This is a genomic window from Lacinutrix neustonica, assembly GCF_026625145.1.
Taxonomy (GTDB): Bacteria; Bacteroidota; Bacteroidia; order Flavobacteriales; family Flavobacteriaceae; genus Lacinutrix; species Lacinutrix neustonica.
In genome coordinates this window covers 1,898,506-1,916,543 of the sequence record NZ_CP113088.1, presented here as the reverse complement: position 1 = coordinate 1,916,543, position 18,038 = coordinate 1,898,506, and the positions used below count along the sequence as shown (strand labels likewise).

Annotated in this window: 19 protein-coding genes and 4 pseudogenes; 6 read left to right on the top strand and 17 right to left on the bottom strand. The window is 33.0% G+C overall.

What is annotated here, in order from left to right; genetic code table 11:
- Positions 1-14: 14 nt before the first annotated feature.
- The 12 genes and pseudogenes from N7U66_RS10550 to rplM all read right to left on the bottom strand — a co-directional run bounded on the left by N7U66_RS10550 (position 15) and on the right by rplM (position 8,271).
- On the bottom strand, positions 15-344 hold the full coding sequence (locus N7U66_RS10550; protein WP_267678449.1) for a hypothetical protein: 330 nt from the start codon (positions 342-344) through the stop codon (positions 15-17).
- 297 nt (positions 345-641) lie between these two features.
- Complete coding sequence (locus N7U66_RS10545) at positions 642-920, bottom strand: hypothetical protein (protein ID WP_267678447.1); 279 nt, start codon at positions 918-920, stop codon at positions 642-644.
- Positions 921-1,019: 99 nt separating this feature from the next.
- A complete protein-coding gene (locus N7U66_RS10540; RefSeq protein WP_267678446.1) occupies positions 1,020-1,748 on the bottom strand; it encodes a hypothetical protein in 729 nt (242 codons plus the stop codon).
- A gap of 321 nt (positions 1,749-2,069) precedes the next feature.
- Entirely contained in the window at positions 2,070-2,447 is a 378-nt protein-coding gene (locus N7U66_RS10535; RefSeq protein ID WP_267678445.1) for a hypothetical protein, read from the bottom strand.
- A gap of 2 nt (positions 2,448-2,449) precedes the next feature.
- Entirely contained in the window at positions 2,450-2,647 is a 198-nt protein-coding gene (locus tag N7U66_RS10530) for a hypothetical protein (RefSeq protein WP_267678444.1), read from the bottom strand.
- A gap of 82 nt (positions 2,648-2,729) precedes the next feature.
- Positions 2,730-3,368, bottom strand: coding sequence for a hypothetical protein (locus tag N7U66_RS10525; protein ID WP_267678443.1), 639 nt, complete (start codon positions 3,366-3,368; stop codon positions 2,730-2,732).
- The gene (locus tag N7U66_RS10520; protein WP_267678442.1) at positions 3,359-4,585 is read right to left on the bottom strand and encodes a hypothetical protein; all 1,227 of its coding nucleotides are present in this window, start codon (positions 4,583-4,585) and stop codon (positions 3,359-3,361) included. The genes N7U66_RS10525 and N7U66_RS10520 overlap by 10 nt, the downstream gene beginning before the upstream one ends.
- 146 nt (positions 4,586-4,731) lie before the next feature.
- Entirely contained in the window at positions 4,732-5,001 is a 270-nt protein-coding gene (locus tag N7U66_RS10515) for a hypothetical protein (protein WP_267678441.1), read from the bottom strand.
- A gap of 394 nt (positions 5,002-5,395) precedes the next feature.
- Positions 5,396-6,354, bottom strand: a pseudogene (gene tsf, locus N7U66_RS10510) (translation elongation factor Ts).
- 82 nt (positions 6,355-6,436) lie between these two features.
- Positions 6,437-7,248, bottom strand: a pseudogene (rpsB, locus tag N7U66_RS10505) (30S ribosomal protein S2).
- A 182-nt stretch (positions 7,249-7,430) separates the two neighbouring features.
- Positions 7,431-7,816 (bottom strand): annotated as a pseudogene (gene rpsI / locus N7U66_RS10500) (30S ribosomal protein S9).
- A complete protein-coding gene (gene rplM / locus N7U66_RS10495; protein ID WP_267678440.1) occupies positions 7,816-8,271 on the bottom strand; it encodes a 50S ribosomal protein L13 in 456 nt (151 codons plus the stop codon). The pseudogene rpsI and the gene rplM overlap by 1 nt, the downstream one beginning before the upstream one ends.
- 326 nt (positions 8,272-8,597) lie before the next feature.
- Between rplM and N7U66_RS10490 the strand changes: the two are divergent.
- The 6 genes and pseudogenes from N7U66_RS10490 to N7U66_RS10465 all read left to right on the top strand — a co-directional run bounded on the left by N7U66_RS10490 (position 8,598) and on the right by N7U66_RS10465 (position 13,962).
- A pseudogene (locus N7U66_RS10490) lies at positions 8,598-10,550 on the top strand (YgiQ family radical SAM protein).
- 74 nt (positions 10,551-10,624) lie between these two features.
- Positions 10,625-11,614, top strand: coding sequence for a carbamoyltransferase family protein (locus tag N7U66_RS10485; protein ID WP_267678439.1), 990 nt, complete (start codon positions 10,625-10,627; stop codon positions 11,612-11,614).
- A gap of 13 nt (positions 11,615-11,627) precedes the next feature.
- On the top strand, positions 11,628-12,377 hold the full coding sequence (locus N7U66_RS10480) for a carbamoyltransferase C-terminal domain-containing protein (RefSeq protein WP_267678438.1): 750 nt from the start codon (positions 11,628-11,630) through the stop codon (positions 12,375-12,377).
- Positions 12,364-12,774 (top strand): SxtJ family membrane protein, encoded by a 411-nt coding sequence (locus N7U66_RS10475; protein WP_267678437.1) that lies wholly within the window; start codon positions 12,364-12,366, stop codon positions 12,772-12,774. The genes N7U66_RS10480 and N7U66_RS10475 overlap by 14 nt, the downstream gene beginning before the upstream one ends.
- 2 nt (positions 12,775-12,776) lie before the next feature.
- Positions 12,777-12,935, top strand: coding sequence for a DUF5989 family protein (locus tag N7U66_RS10470; protein ID WP_267678436.1), 159 nt, complete (start codon positions 12,777-12,779; stop codon positions 12,933-12,935).
- Positions 12,936-13,419: 484 nt separating this feature from the next.
- Complete coding sequence (locus N7U66_RS10465; RefSeq protein WP_267678435.1) at positions 13,420-13,962, top strand: hypothetical protein; 543 nt, start codon at positions 13,420-13,422, stop codon at positions 13,960-13,962.
- Here the strand turns inward: N7U66_RS10465 and N7U66_RS10460 are convergent.
- Genes N7U66_RS10460 through N7U66_RS10440 form a run of 5 tightly spaced genes read right to left on the bottom strand, consistent with a single transcriptional unit; the run spans position 13,954 to position 17,979 of the window.
- Positions 13,954-15,120 carry an SGNH/GDSL hydrolase family protein gene (locus N7U66_RS10460; RefSeq protein WP_267678434.1) on the bottom strand — a complete coding sequence of 389 codons (1,167 nt, stop codon included), beginning with the start codon at positions 15,118-15,120 and terminating at the stop codon, positions 13,954-13,956. The two genes, N7U66_RS10465 and N7U66_RS10460, sit on opposite strands and share 9 nt — an antisense overlap.
- 12 nt (positions 15,121-15,132) lie before the next feature.
- Positions 15,133-16,098 carry an acyltransferase family protein gene (locus tag N7U66_RS10455; RefSeq protein ID WP_267678433.1) on the bottom strand — a complete coding sequence of 322 codons (966 nt, stop codon included), beginning with the start codon at positions 16,096-16,098 and terminating at the stop codon, positions 15,133-15,135.
- A 5-nt stretch (positions 16,099-16,103) separates the two neighbouring features.
- Complete coding sequence (locus tag N7U66_RS10450; protein ID WP_267678431.1) at positions 16,104-16,739, bottom strand: methyltransferase; 636 nt, start codon at positions 16,737-16,739, stop codon at positions 16,104-16,106.
- Between the two features lie 51 nt (positions 16,740-16,790).
- A complete protein-coding gene (locus tag N7U66_RS10445; RefSeq protein ID WP_267678430.1) occupies positions 16,791-17,225 on the bottom strand; it encodes a hypothetical protein in 435 nt (144 codons plus the stop codon).
- A 13-nt stretch (positions 17,226-17,238) separates the two neighbouring features.
- Positions 17,239-17,979, bottom strand: a complete 741-nt coding sequence (locus N7U66_RS10440) for a B12-binding domain-containing radical SAM protein (RefSeq protein ID WP_267678429.1) — start codon at positions 17,977-17,979, stop codon at positions 17,239-17,241.
- Between the last annotated feature and the right edge of the window lie 59 nt (positions 17,980-18,038).

Here is an 18,038-nt window from a genome sequence, read left to right as displayed (position 1 = left end):
TGAAATTGCTTTAGCTAGTTCTTGTTTCCAATTTGCCCCAAATATTGAAGAAGCATTGCTAACAAATCCGAACTTTCACTACTCCAATCATAGTCATTTAAAATCATATTTTCTAACTCCTGTCTATAATCCTGAATATTAAATACATTTGAATTAAATAAATCATGAGTCCATTGCTCTGTCAATGTTCCAGCAGTATTCATTGCACAAATTAAGGAAACAAATCTATCATTTATATTTTGAGCATTTAAATTAACATTATTTGATGGGCAGTTGACATTTAAAATTGGAAAGCCTGCTGAGTCAAAAGTAATTACACCTATATCTTCCAATGCATCAAACATATATGCATGTATTAATTCATGACTCAATGTAATATACCGCATTAGATTTGAGCCGTTGGTTTCAATAGTATCTTGATGGATAATAATATTGTAGTCATTCGAAACCTGTGAGTTTTTATATGTTCTTATTAAATTATGTTATTTCTATAAAAACATTACAGAACTTGTTTTAAGCGTTACTTGTCTATTAAATTTTTACTAGACATATTCACAAAAGTAAGGTCTTTGACGCTACCGCTATACTTGCTATACCACATAAGCAGTTTTCCTTTATAATCATTACCACCTTCTCTATGGCTATCTCGGAAAATCAGTAACTATAAATATTCTCTTATACCTACTCAATTGTAAATGCATTTCACAAAAAGAGTTGTCTTCAAAATAGGAAACTGGTTCAACATAGTTTATTGAATCCTTCTTAACAATTTTTCCAAGTTCAAATAAAGTGTGACTATCTAAATCTGGATAAGTTATTTTAAAAAAGTAAGTATCTTGTTTAAAGTCTTCCTCTTGACTTTTTAAATCAAAATAGGCTTTATAGGCTAATAAAGATCCTGTAAAATTACTGTTTGGCACATAAATGTATAAGTCATCTTTCTTAGACTTTTCTTGACAATATGAAGATAGAAAAAAAGAGATAATACGATAGTAATAATTGATTTCGGCATAGTTTTATTAGTTACAGTCATTTGTATAGTGTGTTCTAGCAGAAGTTTCAACAAAATTTTTCTTTGTCAATTCTAATGGTATGTCTTGAATGTTATTAATAAAATCTTGAGTTCCTTCTAAACCAATCCAAGCGATGTAATCCATTAACTCTTCGATTGTGAAATCACCATAAAGATTTAGCGTGTCCGCATTAACATTTGTAATAAAATCACTAGACGTGTCATTCAACCAGGGATGTACAAAAACCAAATTCTGTGCCATTTTTGTTCTATAACTTAATACGTTAAATAAATTGTGATTCCATTGACTATCAGAATTTGGAGGATACGCACTATAAACTATTAAAAGTTGATTAAAAATAGCATCCGGAAGCGTAAAAACATTATTACCACTAAAACTATTAAATTCCATTCCTCCTAATATTGATACATTGTTAACTAAAGATAATTGTATACATCTATCTATCAACTCTGCGTGAATACTCTCGTGAATTATAGTTAATGCAATTTCAATAGTGGAAGCATTTTGTACAAATGTATTACTTAGCCTTACCGTCATAACATCGCCGGGAGCATTTGATATATTATTAACATCATAATTAGTGTATGTAAAAGCATCAGTATTACCTAATTGAGCAGGTATAGTTCCTATCTCAAATTTTAAATCTCTAGTACTATTACTACCAAAATGGTCGTTTATTATATCATTAAAAATAGTGCTTGATAATCCTTTCAATTTATCGTAAACACATTTTGCTTTTTCGTTATTAATAAAAGTCGAGTCTAAAACTATTTTATCCTCATAATCTACCTCATCACCATCACAAATAGCTTGAGCAGCCGGAGCACCAAAACCTTGAGCTTCTGTATCGCAACTATTATTAATTAAATAATTATTTAGCGCCCCTGTTTGGTATTTATTTTCCTGTAAACAAGTCGTTATACCGTCACTGTAAAATAATGAAAATTAAAATTTAAAGAGAGATCCACTTTAATGAGTAAGCATTAAATTTTTTTGAGGTAAGGCTATTATTATAAAGCAAAGTTTATATGTTGTTTAGTCAACTATTTTATCTTCTACAAGCCATATTTTTTCAACTTCAATAAGACAACCTATATCATTTTTATCTTTAATAAAGATATAAAATGAATATATATTAAAATAATCAGGATATTTTTTCCCTGTATTTAATCTAATAAATTCAGAAAAGGATTCAAATTTTTTGCTTTTTATCAAATCATATTTCGTTTCTATTTTCTCATTTTTTTTTCCATCAAACTTAAAAGTATGTTTTTTATCAATTGAGTAAATTTCTGAATCATGTTTGACTATTAAAGTATCACTAGCTTTATTGAAAAGAAACACTATTTTTTCTTTTTCCTGTGAAAACATGTTTAAGGATATTAATAAAAATGTATAAATTATTTTCTTCATAATTATTGACAATTAGAATTATTGATGTTATAATCAGTTACGGTTTGAATTATATTATCTCTTTCAGTTTGTGTTAAACTATTCCATGCAACTGTATTTTGAAGACCCGTCCATGCTAAAGCTTTATAAACTTCATCTGTTTGCGAGTTGTCAAATTCTTGAAGCGCCTGTTTAATAATACCCCTGTAACATTGAGCCATTGCTTCATGTTGTATTAAGGAAGCGAAAGCTTAGTTAGTTGAACTTTATTTGTTTTTTTGTGGTATTAATGCCTAAACTGTGTTATGAAATACTAAGTAATTTATAACTTTTTATTTCCCATTTCCCATTATTTTTTTCCAAAATATATAACTTTAAATTTGAATCAAGTCCTGATCTATATACTCCAACACATACAGCGGCTTTTTCATAACCTTTATTGAAAGATACTCTTGAAAAACTTATTATGCCATCTAAACTATCTTTCTCTTTGGAATTTTTTTTCAGAAATTGTTTGCTAGAAAATACAATATCATCTTCACAAAGTTTAGTAACCTTTTTCTTATCAAGTTTTTTTGAATAATTTTGAGTTTTTAAACTTTCAATTAAAACAAATTCATCTTCATTTATATTAATAGTTTTGAATAATTCTTTTGAGTTATATGACTTAAACTTTTTACTAATATTATCAATTTCAAAATTTATGAAGTTTTCATTTATAGCATAATTAAAAATAAGAGGATTAAGGTTATCATAATCTATTTTATTTACAATGGAGTCTAGAACTTCGTTTTTGCCAGTGGGCTTAGGAGGAGGTAGCAATTCCTTTGGAATAGAATTATATATAGTTGCTATAACTTTGTATTCTTCCTCATTATTATTTTGACAAGAAACAAATATTAGTAAATAAATTAGTATAAAAAATTTAGATTTTAATTGCATACATCACTGTTTTGAATTACTATTGGTTTGTAAGAATTATAACTGTCCTCTTCGTCATCTCCTAAGATATTACTGGCGTCCCAAGCTCTCAAGCCATCCCACGCAAATGATTTATAATAGTCTATTGGGTAACTATTATTATCAAATTTCTTTAAAGCATCGGCAATGGGTATAATGTATTGCGAGGTCATATAAATATGGTCTATTTCTCCTGAATTGTTGTCGTACAAATCCTTGTAATATTTATATAATGCAAAAAGATAAGGTCTATCATTTACATCTGCTCCAGATTCATATTGAAGTACATATCTTGCTAATTCAGCATGTATCGCTTCGTGCAATATTAATTGTGCAAGCTGTATCGGATTTGTATTTATATCTTCAATAATAATTGTAATATTACCTGTAGTAGACAACTCACTTGTATTGGCACAAGCGTCATCTGTAAATGTACAATTTCCAATCATAAGGGTTAAATTAAATTCAGCATTTTGCTCAAATGACTCGACAGCTATTTTAAATAATTGACTTCCATCTGCTGCAAGTTTATTATACACACACATCAACGTTGGATTATTTGTAAAAGTTGGATCTAAAATAATTTTATCGTCAAAATCCACCTCTCCACCATCACAAATAGCTTGAGCAGCCGGAGCACCAAAACCTTGAGCTTGTGTATCGCAACTGTTATTAATTAAATAATCATTAAGGGCTCCTGTTTGGGATTTATTTTCCTGTAAACAAGTCGTTAACCCGTTGTTTAAAATACTAGGGATACAATTAACTATCTGTGCTATTGGCGTGGGTGCAGGAGGTGTTATTACTGTAACTGGGGCGTTTGGGTCTTCATTTAGGCCAGTACCGTCACCAGTACCACCACCAGCTCCAACGACACCTCCGTGAGTGCTGCCATCGCCATTGTCTCCTGTTCCGGTAACGCCGCCGCCACCGCCGCATGGTCCGCCATATTCAATTGTTGTACCACACTTAGTCGTAGTGTATTGGGATTCCATACAGCCATCTATTTCGCAAGGGACTTCCCAACAGCTAAAGACAAAACTAAAACCGCAATCAGGCGTGTCTTTACTAAAAATATCGCCAATTAAATCATTGTCTTCTATGGCTGTGAAAGTAACCTTGTTTTCTAAATCTATTTCTATGCCATCTCTAATATCCAGTTTTTCTTTTACTGTTAAAGTATAAGTCACTAAAAACATAATATAAGTCCCATCGGTTTTTCGAGAAACTAATAGGTTTTCCAGTGCTTCAGTGTTTTCATTTCTAGAGATAGGAAAGGTATAAGAATGGTATAAACCATCCGGGCTTTCTATGTAAGTTGCAAAGTTTGTATCGATAGTAAAATCTAATTGACTGGATAAATGTCTTTGCTTGCTATCGCATGTCGTTTTTCTTTTTCTTGCTTGTCTTCAATTTTTAGAAGGTTTTTAACTAAACTAGTGTTCTCTTCAATCTTTGGCCTGTCGATTTTAGATATTTTAAATCTTGCTTGATAAGTGCTTGGGTCATTTTTAGTGGTTTGAAATTCATCATCTTTTTGACATGAATTAATAAAAAGAACGGCTCCCAAGGATAGGATGGTAAGTTTAATATACTGTTTTAATTTGTTGTTCATTTATCTATGATAATAATTGGTTAATAGTTTCGAAATTAAATGCTTTATGGCACTCTTACAAAGAGAACTTAGGGAGAGCGCTATTCTGTTGAGTAAACACACCATTTTAATGGGTGTGCAGCCTTTTTAATATGGAGCAAAACTAGGCAAAATGAGCACAGGCCTATTACGGGAAAAACCGTAAACCGAGTGCTAAATTATTTAAACCGCTGGTAGATAAGGCAATAGCGCCTATTGCCATGCTGGGTTTTCGATGACCTACAGTTTTTCGGGGTAACATGTACAAATTTGGCATAAAAAAAACCACTAACTCTAAAAAGAGCGTAGTGGTTTTATATTTTAAATATCAAGACAAACGCAATTGGTTTGCGCTTAGTTTGACATTATGTTTTAATTATCCTAAAGACACACGTTTAAAAGCAGTCACTTCCACGTTTTTAGACGCTACATAATCTGCAACAGTCATTTTATCATCTTTAATAAACTTCTCGTCTAATAAACATTGTTCTTGATCTAAAGTCGTGTTATCTGAAATAAAACGCTCCATTTTTCCTGGTAAAATTTTATCCCGCATTTGTTCGGTTTACCTTCGGCTTTTAATTCTGCTTTAGCATCAGCTTCTGCTTGAGCCATTACTTCAGGTGTTAATTGCGCCATAGAAATGTATTTAGGTACATTTTTTAAGGTTTTACCTAAACGACCTAATTCGATGTTGTCTTTTTCAATAACCGCAATTCTTGCTTCATTTTCACTCGCGATATAAGCGGCATCAAAACCTTTGTAAGACAAAGACGTTGCTCCCATAGAAGCCACTTGCATAGCTACATCTTTAGCCACAGTTTCGTTGGCTTCTGTTAAACCTACTAGTGCACCAATTTTATTGATGTGCACGTAAGACCCTACATAAGGAGCTTCTAATTTTTCAAAAGCATTGATTTCTAGTTTTTCACCTACAACACCAGTTTGTTCTACTAGTTTTTCAGCAACGGTCATGCCGCCAAAATCTGAAGCTAAGAAATCTTCTTTGTTATCAAAGTTGATTGCTTTTTCAACCAATTCATTTGCTAAGGCAACAAAAGAGTCGTTTTTTCCAACGAAATCTGTTTCACAGCCTAATACTATTGTTACCCCAACAGTGTTATCATCATTGATTTTTGCAACAGCAGCACCTTCGCTAGAATCGCGATCTGCTCTTTTTTCTGCTACTTTTTGACCTTTTTTACGTAATACGTCGATTGCTTTGTCAAAATCACCTTCAGCTTCTACTAAAGCTTTTTTGCAATCCATCATACCTGCACCAGTCGCTTTTCTTAATTTGTTTACTTCTGCTGCTGAAATTTTTACTTCACTCATAGTAAATATAATTTAAAAAAGTCGCTCAATTAATTTCTGTTAAGAAAGAACTAAACGACTTTAATTGTAATTGTTTTATGTTTTATTCTTCTTCTTCGTTAGCAGCCTTTGCCGTTTTTGCTGGTTTAGCTTCTGCTTTATCAGCTTTAGCTTCAGCCTTTGCTGGTTTAGCTTCTGTTTTACCTTCAGCCTTGTCTGCTTTTTCAGATTTGCGCTCGTTTAATCCCGCTTTAACAGCTTCAGTAACGTGCGTTAAAATTTTATCGATCGATTTAGAAGCATCATCATTTGCTGGTATCACGTAATCTACTTGACGTGGATCTGAATTGGTATCTACCATTGCAAAAATTGGAATGTTTAATTTCTGTGCTTCTTTAATCGCGATATGCTCACGTTTAATATCTACAACAAACAAAGCTCCTGGAAGACGCGTCATATCTACAATAGAACCTAAGTTCTTTTCTAGCTTAGCTCTTAAACGGTCTACTTGTAAACGTTCTTTTTTAGATAACGTTAAAAAAGTACCATCTTTTTTCATTCTATCGATAGTCGCCATCTTTTTGATTGCTTTTCTAATCGTAATGAAGTTTGTTAACATTCCGCCTGGCCATCTTTCAGTAATGAAAGGCATGTTAATACCCCCAGCTTTTTCAGCGACGATGTCTTTTGCTTGTTTTTTTGTAGCAACAAATAAGATTTTACGTCCAGTGAGGCTGCAATTTTTGCTAATGCATCTCCAGCTTCTTCCATCTTAGCTGCTGTTTTGTAAAGGTTTATAATATGGATGCCGTTACGCTCCATATATACGTAAGGGGCCATGTTTGGATCCCATTTACGCGTAAGGTGACCGAAGTGTACACCTGCTTCAAGTAATTCTTTTACTTCTACTGCCATTTTGTAATAGTTTACGTTCTGTTGAATTAGCAATAATTAAGTGGTCATTCGTAAAAAATCGCCTTAACTATTTAGATGCTAAACTAGATCCTGTCTTAAGACTAGGACAACAATAACTGTTTGTTTTTTAGTTTTGTGAAATGAAATGCTTCGACAAGCGCCGCATGACATATCGGATAAAATTAACGTTTAGAGAATTGGAATTTCTTACGCGCTTTCTTCTGTCCGAATTTCTTACGCTCCACCATTCTTGGATCTCTTGTTAATAATCCTTCGGCTTAAGGATGCCTCTGTTCTCGTCATTTAACTCACACATTGCGCGAGAAATAGCTAAACGGATAGCTTCTGCTTGACCAGTAATACCACCTCCAAAGACGTTTACAGTAATATCAAAAGTTTCCTCGTTGTTAGTTAAAACTAACGGTTGGTTTACTTTGTACTGTAACGTTGCTGTATCGAAGTAGTCTTTAATGTCTTTTTTGTTAATCGTGATGTTTCCTTTACCTTCTTTAAGGTAAACACGAGCAACAGCCGTTTTACGACGACCAATTTTGTGTAATACTTCCATTACTTGAATTCGTTTAAGTTAATTGTTTTAGGCTTTTGAGCTTCGTGAGCGTGCTTAGTACCTGTAACAACAGTTAAATTTCTAAAAAGTGATGCGCCTAATTTGTTTTTAGGTAACATTCCTTTTACAGATTTCTCTACTAATCTTGACGGATCTTTTCCGAACAATTCAGTAGCAGTTAGACTTCTTTGACCACCCGGGTAACCAGTGTGACGAATGTACGTTTTGTCATTCCACTTGTTTCCTGATAAGTTGATTTTTTCTGCGTTGATAACAATTACGTTATCGCCACAATCAACGTGTGGTGTGAAGCTTGGCTTGTGCTTTCCTCTTAAAAGTTTTGCAACTTGAGTGCACATTCGCCCTAATGTTTGACCGTCAGCGTCAATTAAAACCCACTGCTTATCAACAGTCGCTTTGTTAGCTGAAATCGTTTTGTAGCTTAGTGTATCCACAATTATTAAATTTTATTATTAAACATTCCTCTCTCAAAAAGAGTTTGCAAATTTACGACAATCTTCTTGATTACCAAATAGTATGCGGTATTTTATTTGATAACTTTGTTGATATGTTTTCAGGCATTGTTAACTACAATCGAAATTGCAAAAACGACCGTTTATAACTCTGTTATTTTGTTTATTTCTGTCTTAAAAACGAAAAACGCTAATGGGTTATTGAATCCTTTTTATGGATTGTGATTAATAATGTCCATGTTAAAATATATCCTAAAGGCTTTAATAATAATGCTTAGGACTCTTTTTTTAACTATTTTTGCAGCATTATGCAAGAATTAAAATTGTCCAGTTGGTTACCTACCACGAATAAAGAGGTTAAAATACGAGGATGGGAAGCACTAGACGTCATACTGTTTAGTGGTGATGCTTATGTAGATCACCCAACATTTGGTCCTGCAGTTATAGGACGTTTGCTCGAGAGCTTTGGCTTGCGTGTGGCGATTGTACCGCAACCTAATGTTAACGATAACCTTCAAGATTTTGTAAAACTAGGAAAACCCAGGTTGTTTTTTGGGGTTACTGGGGGTTGTATGGATCCTATGATTAGCAATTATAATGCGAATAAAAAGAAACGTGATAAAGATGCCTATACGCCCAATGGGGATATTGGTTTTAGACCAGACTATGCCTCTACCGTTTATAGTACTATTTTAAAAGAAAAATGGCCGAGATACCCCGGTTTTAATTGGTGGTATTGAAGGGTCTTTACGTCGCGTCACTCATTACGATTATTGGAGTGATCGATTGATGCCCACTATTTTAGAAACGTCTAAGGCAGATATGTTGGTGTATGGTATGGGTGAACAGCCCTTGCGTGAGATTATCCGTTTACTAGAAAAAGGGGTCCCTTTTAATAGTATTACGACGGTAAATCAAACCGCAGTACTATTAAATAAAGACGAAAAAATTCCAAAAAACAGTAATTGGGAAGATGTAGAAATCGCTTCTCATGAGAGCTGTTTAAAGGATAAGAAAAAATACGCCTCAAATTTTAAAGTCATTGAGCAGGAATCTAATAAATTGGCTGCTCGCCGTATTTTTCAAAAAGTAGGTGAGAAGGTATTGATGATCAATCCGCCATATCCTACCATGACTGAGGCGGAGATTGATGCTTCTTTTGATTTGCCTTATACACGTTTGCCGCATCCAAAATATGATAAACGCGGCCCCATCCCCGCGTTTGAGATGATCAAGTTTTCCATAAACATTCACAGAGGGTGTTTTGGTGGGTGTAGCTTTTGTACTATTTCGGCGCATCAAGGAAAATTTATTGCGTCGCGTAGTCAAGAATCTATTTTAAAAGAAGTGGATACCGTGGCAAATATGCCGGATTTTAAAGGCTATTTGTCTGATATTGGTGGGCCAAGTGCCAACATGTATAAAATGAAAGGTAAAATTCAATCTATTTGCGACAAGTGTGTGGCACCTAGTTGTATTTCGCCAGTAATATGTAGTAATTTAGATACCTCACATAAGCCTTTAACCGAATTATATCAAGCCGTTGATAGACATCCTAAAGTAAAAAAATCGTTTATAGGTTCTCGGTATTCGTCATGATATGTTGGTGCCGGAATTTAATAAAAACGCGGATCCAAAAGAGTTAGACGCTTACACAGAAGAGGTGATGACCAAACATGTATCTCGGCCGACTCAAAGTGGCGCCGGAACATACCAGTGATCCCGTTTTAAAACTGATGCGTAAACCTTCGTTTACCTATTTCCATAAATTTAAAGAACGCTTCGATAAGATTAATATCAAGAAGAATTTAAAGTTACAACTCATCCCTTATTTTATTTCCAATCATCCCGCTTGTGAAGTAGAGGACATGGCTAATTTAGCTGCCGAAACTAAGGACATGGGTTTTCAGCTAGAGCAAGTTCAAGGGTTTACCCCAACACCCATGACGGTTGCAACCGTGATTTATTATAGTGGTTACCACCCGTACACCCTTAAAAAGGTAAACACACCTATAACACGTAAGGAAAAAGACGAACAACACCGCTTTTTCTTTTGGTACAAAGAGGAGAATAAAGAGTGGATTAAAAAAACGTTAAACAAGTTGGGTCGTGAAGATCTTTTGAAAGTGCTGCTTCCGGAAAAGACTGAAAAATGGCGTAAAAATAAACCAGGAAAAGCGAAGCATACCTTTAATGATGCGGTGCCGTTTAATCAACGTAAAGACAAGGCTGCATTTAGGTCCAAAAAGAAGAAGATTTAATCGTTTAAATTTATTAATTCATATTCCGTTTGTAAATTACTTGCTTTATATTCGCTAATCATTGATTCTTTTTTATGAATATTATTGGGATTTCTTGTTTTTATCATGATTCAGCAGCCTGTTTAATACAAAACGGTAAATTGCTTTTTGCTGCACAAGAAGAACGATTTTCTAGAATTAAAAACGACAAGTCTTTTCCTAATAAAACAATTGCGTTTTGCTTAGAAGCTAATCATCTTTCAATATCAGATATCGATTTGATTGTATTCTATGAAAAGCCCTTTATAAAGTTTGACCGCGTTATTAACACGTTATTAAATGAAGCGCCATTGACCTTTAATTTGTTTAGAAAAACATTACTGTCTTGGTTGAAAAACAAACTTTGGGTTTCAAGCATTATTAAAGATGAGTTAAATTATACTGGAGAGATTATTTATAGCGAACACCACGAAGCTCATGCTACTGGTAGTTTTTTTACTTCTCCATTTCAAGAGGCTGTAATTATTACTATTGATGGTGTAGGGGAAAAGGCGTGTACGTCTATAGCAATAGGAAAAGACAATAGAGTAGACCTTGTAAAAGAACAACATTATCCGCATTCCATAGGGTTGTTATATTCGGCATTTACTCAATATTGTGGCTTTAAAGTTAATTCAGGCGAGTATAAATTAATGGGTTTAGCGCCCTACGGGAAGCCCATTTACAAACAACGTATTTTAGACCATATTGTTAGTTATGACTCTTCCGGTTTAGTTCATTTGAATTTGGCTTATTTCTCTTTTGAAAGAGGAAAATCTACGATAAACTCAAAATTTTGTAAAATTTTTGGAAAACAACAACGGGCTTTAGATGGGGAAATGGAGGATTTTTATTGCGATATTGCTTCTTCTATTCAGTCTGTTATTGAAGATATTATTTTAGCAATTTTAATTCATGCCAAAGAACTGACCGGTTTAAATAACCTTTGTCTTTCGGGAGGTGTTGCTTTAAATTGTAAAGCAAATGGAGAACTTTTAGGAAAAAATATATTCGATAATATATGGGTTCAGCCTGCCTCTCGGTGATTCAGGATGTTCAGTGGGTGCTGCTTATACTGGATGGTATCATTACTTAAAAAAAGATAGAATTTATTTAAATAATTCTTTAAATGATCAGGCTTACTTAGGTTCTTCATATACTAATGAAGCTATAGAAAAATATCTAAATTCCTACAATTTAACGTATACAAAACTAGACAATGTTACACTTTGTGATACTGTTTCTTCTGCTTTAAAACAAAAGCAAATTGTAGGCTGGTTTCAAGATGAAATGGAATTTGGACCAAGAGCTTTAGGACATAGAAGTATATTAGCAAGTCCTTTGTTTGAAGACATGAAGAAACATGTTAATTTGAATATTAAATTTAGAGAAGGTTTTAGACCATTTGCTCCCATAGTACTTGAAGAAGACTGTAACGCATGGTTTGATATGAAGCATACTATATCAAAATACATGCTCTTTACTGTTAAGAGCAATAAAAGAAATGAAATCCCATCATGCATTCATGAAGATAATACTGCAAGAGTACAGACCTTAAACAAGGAGGAAAATAAATTATTACACGAGTTAATTAGTAATTTTAAATTAAAAACAGAGTGTCCAGTTTTAATAAATACGTCTTTTAATGTTAGAGGAGAACCTATTGTTGAATCGCCTTTAGATGCTTTAAGATGTTTTTTTCACACAAAGATGGATGTACTGGTTTTAGGAAATTTTGTATTAAATAAAGTAGATAACTTAAAAGTAGATGAACAATTAATTGTAAGTAAAAATTATGAATTGGATTAAGACGCCATTATCGAAAGTGTTAACTATGAGTAAGTTGCCAAAAAAACAAAGGGACTTTGGCTATTTGCTTTCGGTGGTACTTATTTGTGTTCTTGGGGTCTCTATTTATAAAAATGGATTCTTATTAAACCAAAGTCAAATTTTTATGGCTGTTGGTTTGTTATTAGTTTTACTTATTACTTTTACTGTAAAACGTATATTACTCCCCTTTTTGATTGTATGGTTACTTATAGGGGAGGTTCTCGGTGCTGTAACTAGTTTTTTAATTATGGGTGTGGTTTATTTTGTGGTTTTTTCACCGATATCTCTTATCTTAAGATCCTCTAGAAGAGAACCAAGTTATCAACCGGAATGGAAAACAGTTACTCGAGAAATAGATTATAAAAAATTAAGTTAGTTATGAGTAAGTATGAAACGATAAAGCAATTAGGGGCTTTTTTAATAGAGCAAAAAAAGTTTTGGTTAATACCTATTATCATTGTTTTAGTGCTCTTAACCCTATTGGTGATTTTCGCTGAAAACTCTGTTATTGCACCATTTGTATATACTTTGTTTTAATTGAATGCGTTTTTTTAGGAGCTTTTGTCTATCCTTAGCCAAAATAACACTAATAGTTTTGGTATCGTTAGTGCTGTTTGAGCTGTCCTACAGATATAATGTTATTGATTTTTACAAAGCTCAAAATCACGGCTTAAATAGAGAAAAAGATCTGGAAGACCGCACTGTAGATCTCATGATATTTGGCGATTCGTTCTCAGCCACATCTAAAACGATTAATTACGTAGATATGCTGCGAAAAAATGCTCCAAATTGTTCGATTTTAAACTTTAGTGTCCCTGGTTTTGGGATTAGACAAGTGAACACCTTCGCGAAAAAAAAATAAAGAAACATAAACCGAAAGCAATATTATACCAAGTATATGTTGGAAATGATCTGATAGATGTGAATCATTTATGGAATTTAAAAGCCTATTCCTTTACCGAGAAATATATACTGGGAAGCTTCAGATCATTTCTTGAGTTTGGGGTATTTGAATCAGCGATTGGCTATTCTCAATGTGGAAAAGGACATTAGGCTGCCAGTACTATTAATGGACGAATTTACTAGTGATTTTTATGATATTCGGACCAAACGTTTTTTAAAAAGCGACACGAATTATTTAGACTATACAATACGGTTAGAAGGAGATTTTAAAAAACGATATGGGTCTTGGCTAGTTCATATGAACGCTTTTTTAGACGCAGTTCCTGCGGATGTCCCGGTATACATACTATGGATTCCTCATCAAGCACAAGTGAATGATTATTATTATGAAAACATGAAAAAGCTAGGCGCAATGTTTAATAGTAAAACAGCTATTCAACAATATGACTATCCTTTTTTTAGTGAAGCAACAAAAGATTTAAGTGGCTATAGAAACGTAAAACACTTAAACCCTTTGACCTTTTTTCAAACCAAAGACTCATTAAATTCGAGGTTATATTTTGTGAATGATCCACATATTAATTACCGTGGTAATTTAATGCTGAGCACTTACTTAAAAGGGTACATCCCATTAAAGACAGATACTAATCATTTAAATTAATATTAATAAAACAGGGATTATTCTTTTTCTAATTACTGGTTTTATATATTTAAAAATGCGCTCGGCAACCAATTGATTACCCCGTTCACTAGTGTGGCAAAAGTCACAATATATTGTTTTTTTAGAAGTATCGAACACATTGCTAATATCTACAAATGTGCTATCGTTAGACATTAGTGAATCTTTTCTAATCACTTCATAAGATAAGTTATACAGATTTTCATAGTATTGTTGGTCTTTATAATAACCCTTTTCTGCTGTTGTTAGATTCTTTTTTGAATAAATGACGGGTTGTAAAAAGTTAAAAACCTTAAAACGGTAGGTGTTTTCTAAGCTTTTTGAGATTTTTACGTAACCCAAATACGTATCTGCAATGTCTGTTGCTAAACTATCTGATCGTTGTCCTAATTGTTTATAGGGAGAATTACTAGATATTTTTCGCTGTAGCGTAGTAATAAATCGGTAAAGATTACTAGAAGTAATCATCAATTCAATACGTTTTTTGTAATTGTGTGCAATTTTGAATTCTTTTTTACGGTTATAAGCATTCGTGGGTAATCCCGCTTCATTATTTTGATGTGCAGAAATAACTTCATTAACACCATCATAGAAAATGACAATATCGGGGACGTTATTTTTAATGAGTTCTCTTTGTAATTGAATATTCTCAGTAGCTCGCGTATATCCATGACAACCAAAATTAGTAATCTCTACATTCTTATTTGGAAACGCCTTGTGGATCAATTTAGATAATTCTGAAGGAATGGTATACGCGTCACGAGCTCCAGCACTGTACATAGTAGAGCCTCCAAAACAAAATATTTTTATGGCTGATGTTGAATCTTTTAAACTGAGATTTAAGGTTTTCCGAATACCGTTTTCGTCAATGGTATTATGTTTACCATTCATTGGTTTGAAGCGATAATGTAGATAGGGTTCCCATAACATATCTTGTTGTCGAAGTTCTCTATAAATCTCTTTGATAGTTTCATCGTTCAAATCTCCAAAGGCCCCGGATGCAATAAGTTTTTTGGTATTAGAATCAATACCATTTTCATCGTGATAATTATAAAAAACACCTAAGCCAATTTCTAATAAAAGAAAAATAAGAAGGCAATTTCTGAATAAAATAGACGTCAATTTAAGTTTGTTTTTCACTAATAAAACCGTTTATAAAATGTATTTTAATTTGCTATTCAGCCAAATCAGGAAATAACTTGCAATCACAGATAGTATAATCGTGGCAACAGTTAATGCTGTCTGTGACAAAGTAACAACATTAAAAATTAGAAATATAATTAATGGATGTACTAAATAAATGGCAATAGAATAAGAGGATAATAGTTTACTATTTAGTTTTGACCTTACTTGGAAAGAAAATGCGGTAATTAATAACACAGGACCAAATAATAAAAAAGAAAGATTCATATTAAGAATGACTTCATGTGATAAATAGTAAAAATTAACCAAACAATCTATAACTAGCGCTAGAAAACTAATATTAATTAAAATGATAACAGTAGCTTTTTTGAATTTAGTGTGAAAATTACTACGTCTAATAACATAACCAATACTTAAAAAAGGCCAGGCGTAAAATAAAAAATTTCTATGTAAAGGCGGATAGCTCATTAATTTATCGAGCAGAGGAAACCTAGCCAACTCATGAAGCACGCCCAGATATTGAATGATTATCCCTATGGAATATAAACAAATGGCGCTTATGATCAACACATTGTTTGAGGCGTTTCGAAAGGGATAAAGTAATATCCCTCCTAAAAAGAGAGCCGCCAAATACCACAAATGATTGAAGCCAAATAAGAATATAGCAATCATTTTTAGAAGATTAAAATCATTGAGATATACCCGTAAATAAGAATAGATTAACATCCAAATAACGTATAAAACACCAACACGTTTTACCCAAATTTTAATGTGATTTCGTTTAAAAACATTAAATAAAAAGAAACCATTAACACAGAAAAAAAGAGGGATAGCAATTTTAAAAATTCCGTTTCCAAAAATTTGATAAATAATTGGGTTGAGATCTAATAAAAAACGGCAGTGCAAAGCAATCACAAATAAGGCTACAATAATTTTGAAAATGTCTAGTAGTATATTGCGTGAAGTTGCTTTCAAACGGGTTATATTTTTTCAATATTAAAGATATAATTTTTCTCTTTTAGAACGCTTTTTTTTGAAATTAACTTAAGGGATAGTTTGTTTTTGAAAGCGAGTTGTTTGATGTGTTCAATCTCGCAGTCTTCAGATAATATCATTAAAGTATTCGGTGAAATGTGTTGTGGAAGTTGCGCAAATAATTTTTCAAAATATTCAAAATTGTCGCCACAAAACCAAGCATGCTCTTTAATGTTTTTTGGGGCTTTTGGATAATAGGGGGGATTGATAATAATATAATCAAACGTTTTATTTAAAAGGTTCTCAAATAAGTCTGAATACACAACGGTTATAGGTATTTTGTTTTTTTTAGAAGCTTCTTTTAATGTTTCGATTGCAACTCGATTGATATCGGAAGCTGTTACTATTGCTTTTTTAGAAGCGGCAAAAAGGGACAAAATTCCTGAACCACACCCCAGTTCTAAAAATGTTTTATTTTGAAGCCTAAGCGATTTTACATAATCGAGGAGAATTTTTGTGCTTATAGTAAAATTTGGCGGAAACACCTCCGGATTAATTGCGATTTGAATGCCTTCATACGTGTAGGTACGTTGTTTTAAATGATAAGTGTCGAACACTAATTTGGCAATTGGGAAAGCCATTTTTTTTAGTTTCTTAAACATGTTTATAGGGGTTATTCTGAATAGAATCCTTCAATTTCTCGGCTGACGGTATTTCCAAATTTTATGCAATACTTTGATTTCATAAGGAAACTTGTACCAGCCATGTTTAAAACGATAGCCTGAAACCATTTTAAGTATCCATTTTTTGTAACCTTTAATTCTAAAATCGGAAACTGTTGGATAACAGCCATTTAACACGGTTTCAAAATTTTGAATTGTATCTACCATATAGGGTTTTAACCAAGGGGTTAATGGGTTTCTTCGCAAATCAAACTTTTCCCAACTTGGTTCAATCCATTCTTCTAAGGTTAAAGGAAACGAGAAACCGGCATCTACAATCTGTTGGTAGAGTTCTGAACCTTCTGTTGGGACAGGGCTATACAGATAAATAATAATTTCTGCCTCGGGATTAATTATTTTAATTTCACGAATAAAATTAATGTCCCACAAAATCTGCTCATACACCTTTTTTTCGCTATCACCAGGTAATCCTAGTACGAACGAAAGTTCTCGGAATAATATCAACAGCTTTCATGCGCTTCACAAAACTTTTAATCATTTCACCCGACTGTGTGCCGCCTTTATTCATTTGTTTCAAGACTTCGTCGTTACCAGTTTCAGCACCCAAAAATATCATGCGACAACCTGCTTTTCGCATGTAATGTAGTTCTTCATCCGAATATTTGTTAATCGTGTCAATACGACCTTCTCCCCACCATTCGATATTATCATCTATCACAAGTTTAGAAAATTCCATCACCCGTTTCTTCGATGTAAAAAAATTATTATCATGAAATTCTACAGCATCAATATTGTATTTTTCCTTAAAATATTTTAAATCTTTATAGATAGTCGGTGCTGCTTTTGCTTTCCATTTTGCATTATAAATGGGAACCACGGCACAAAAGGAACACGTAAAAGGGCATCCCATACTGGAGTGATAGGCAAAGGTTTTCTTTCCCATGAAGGTCTTTGCTAAATAGTTCTCCAATGGATAGAAGGTATTAAAATAGGTATAAGGGTATTGTGGTAACGAATCTTGGTCTAGCAAAGCTTCTTTTACGGTTTGTATGATTTTACCGTCTTCATTTTTAAAAATAAGATTGCGAATGAGCATTAGGTTTTTATCACTGTTACCCTCTAATACATCTAACAGCTTTGGGAAAGTATTATCTCCTGGGCCGCTAATAATATAGTCAACATACCCGAGTTCATACATACTTTATATTGATTCGAAGCAAAATAACCACCCCAAATATTGATAATTTCCGGATACAA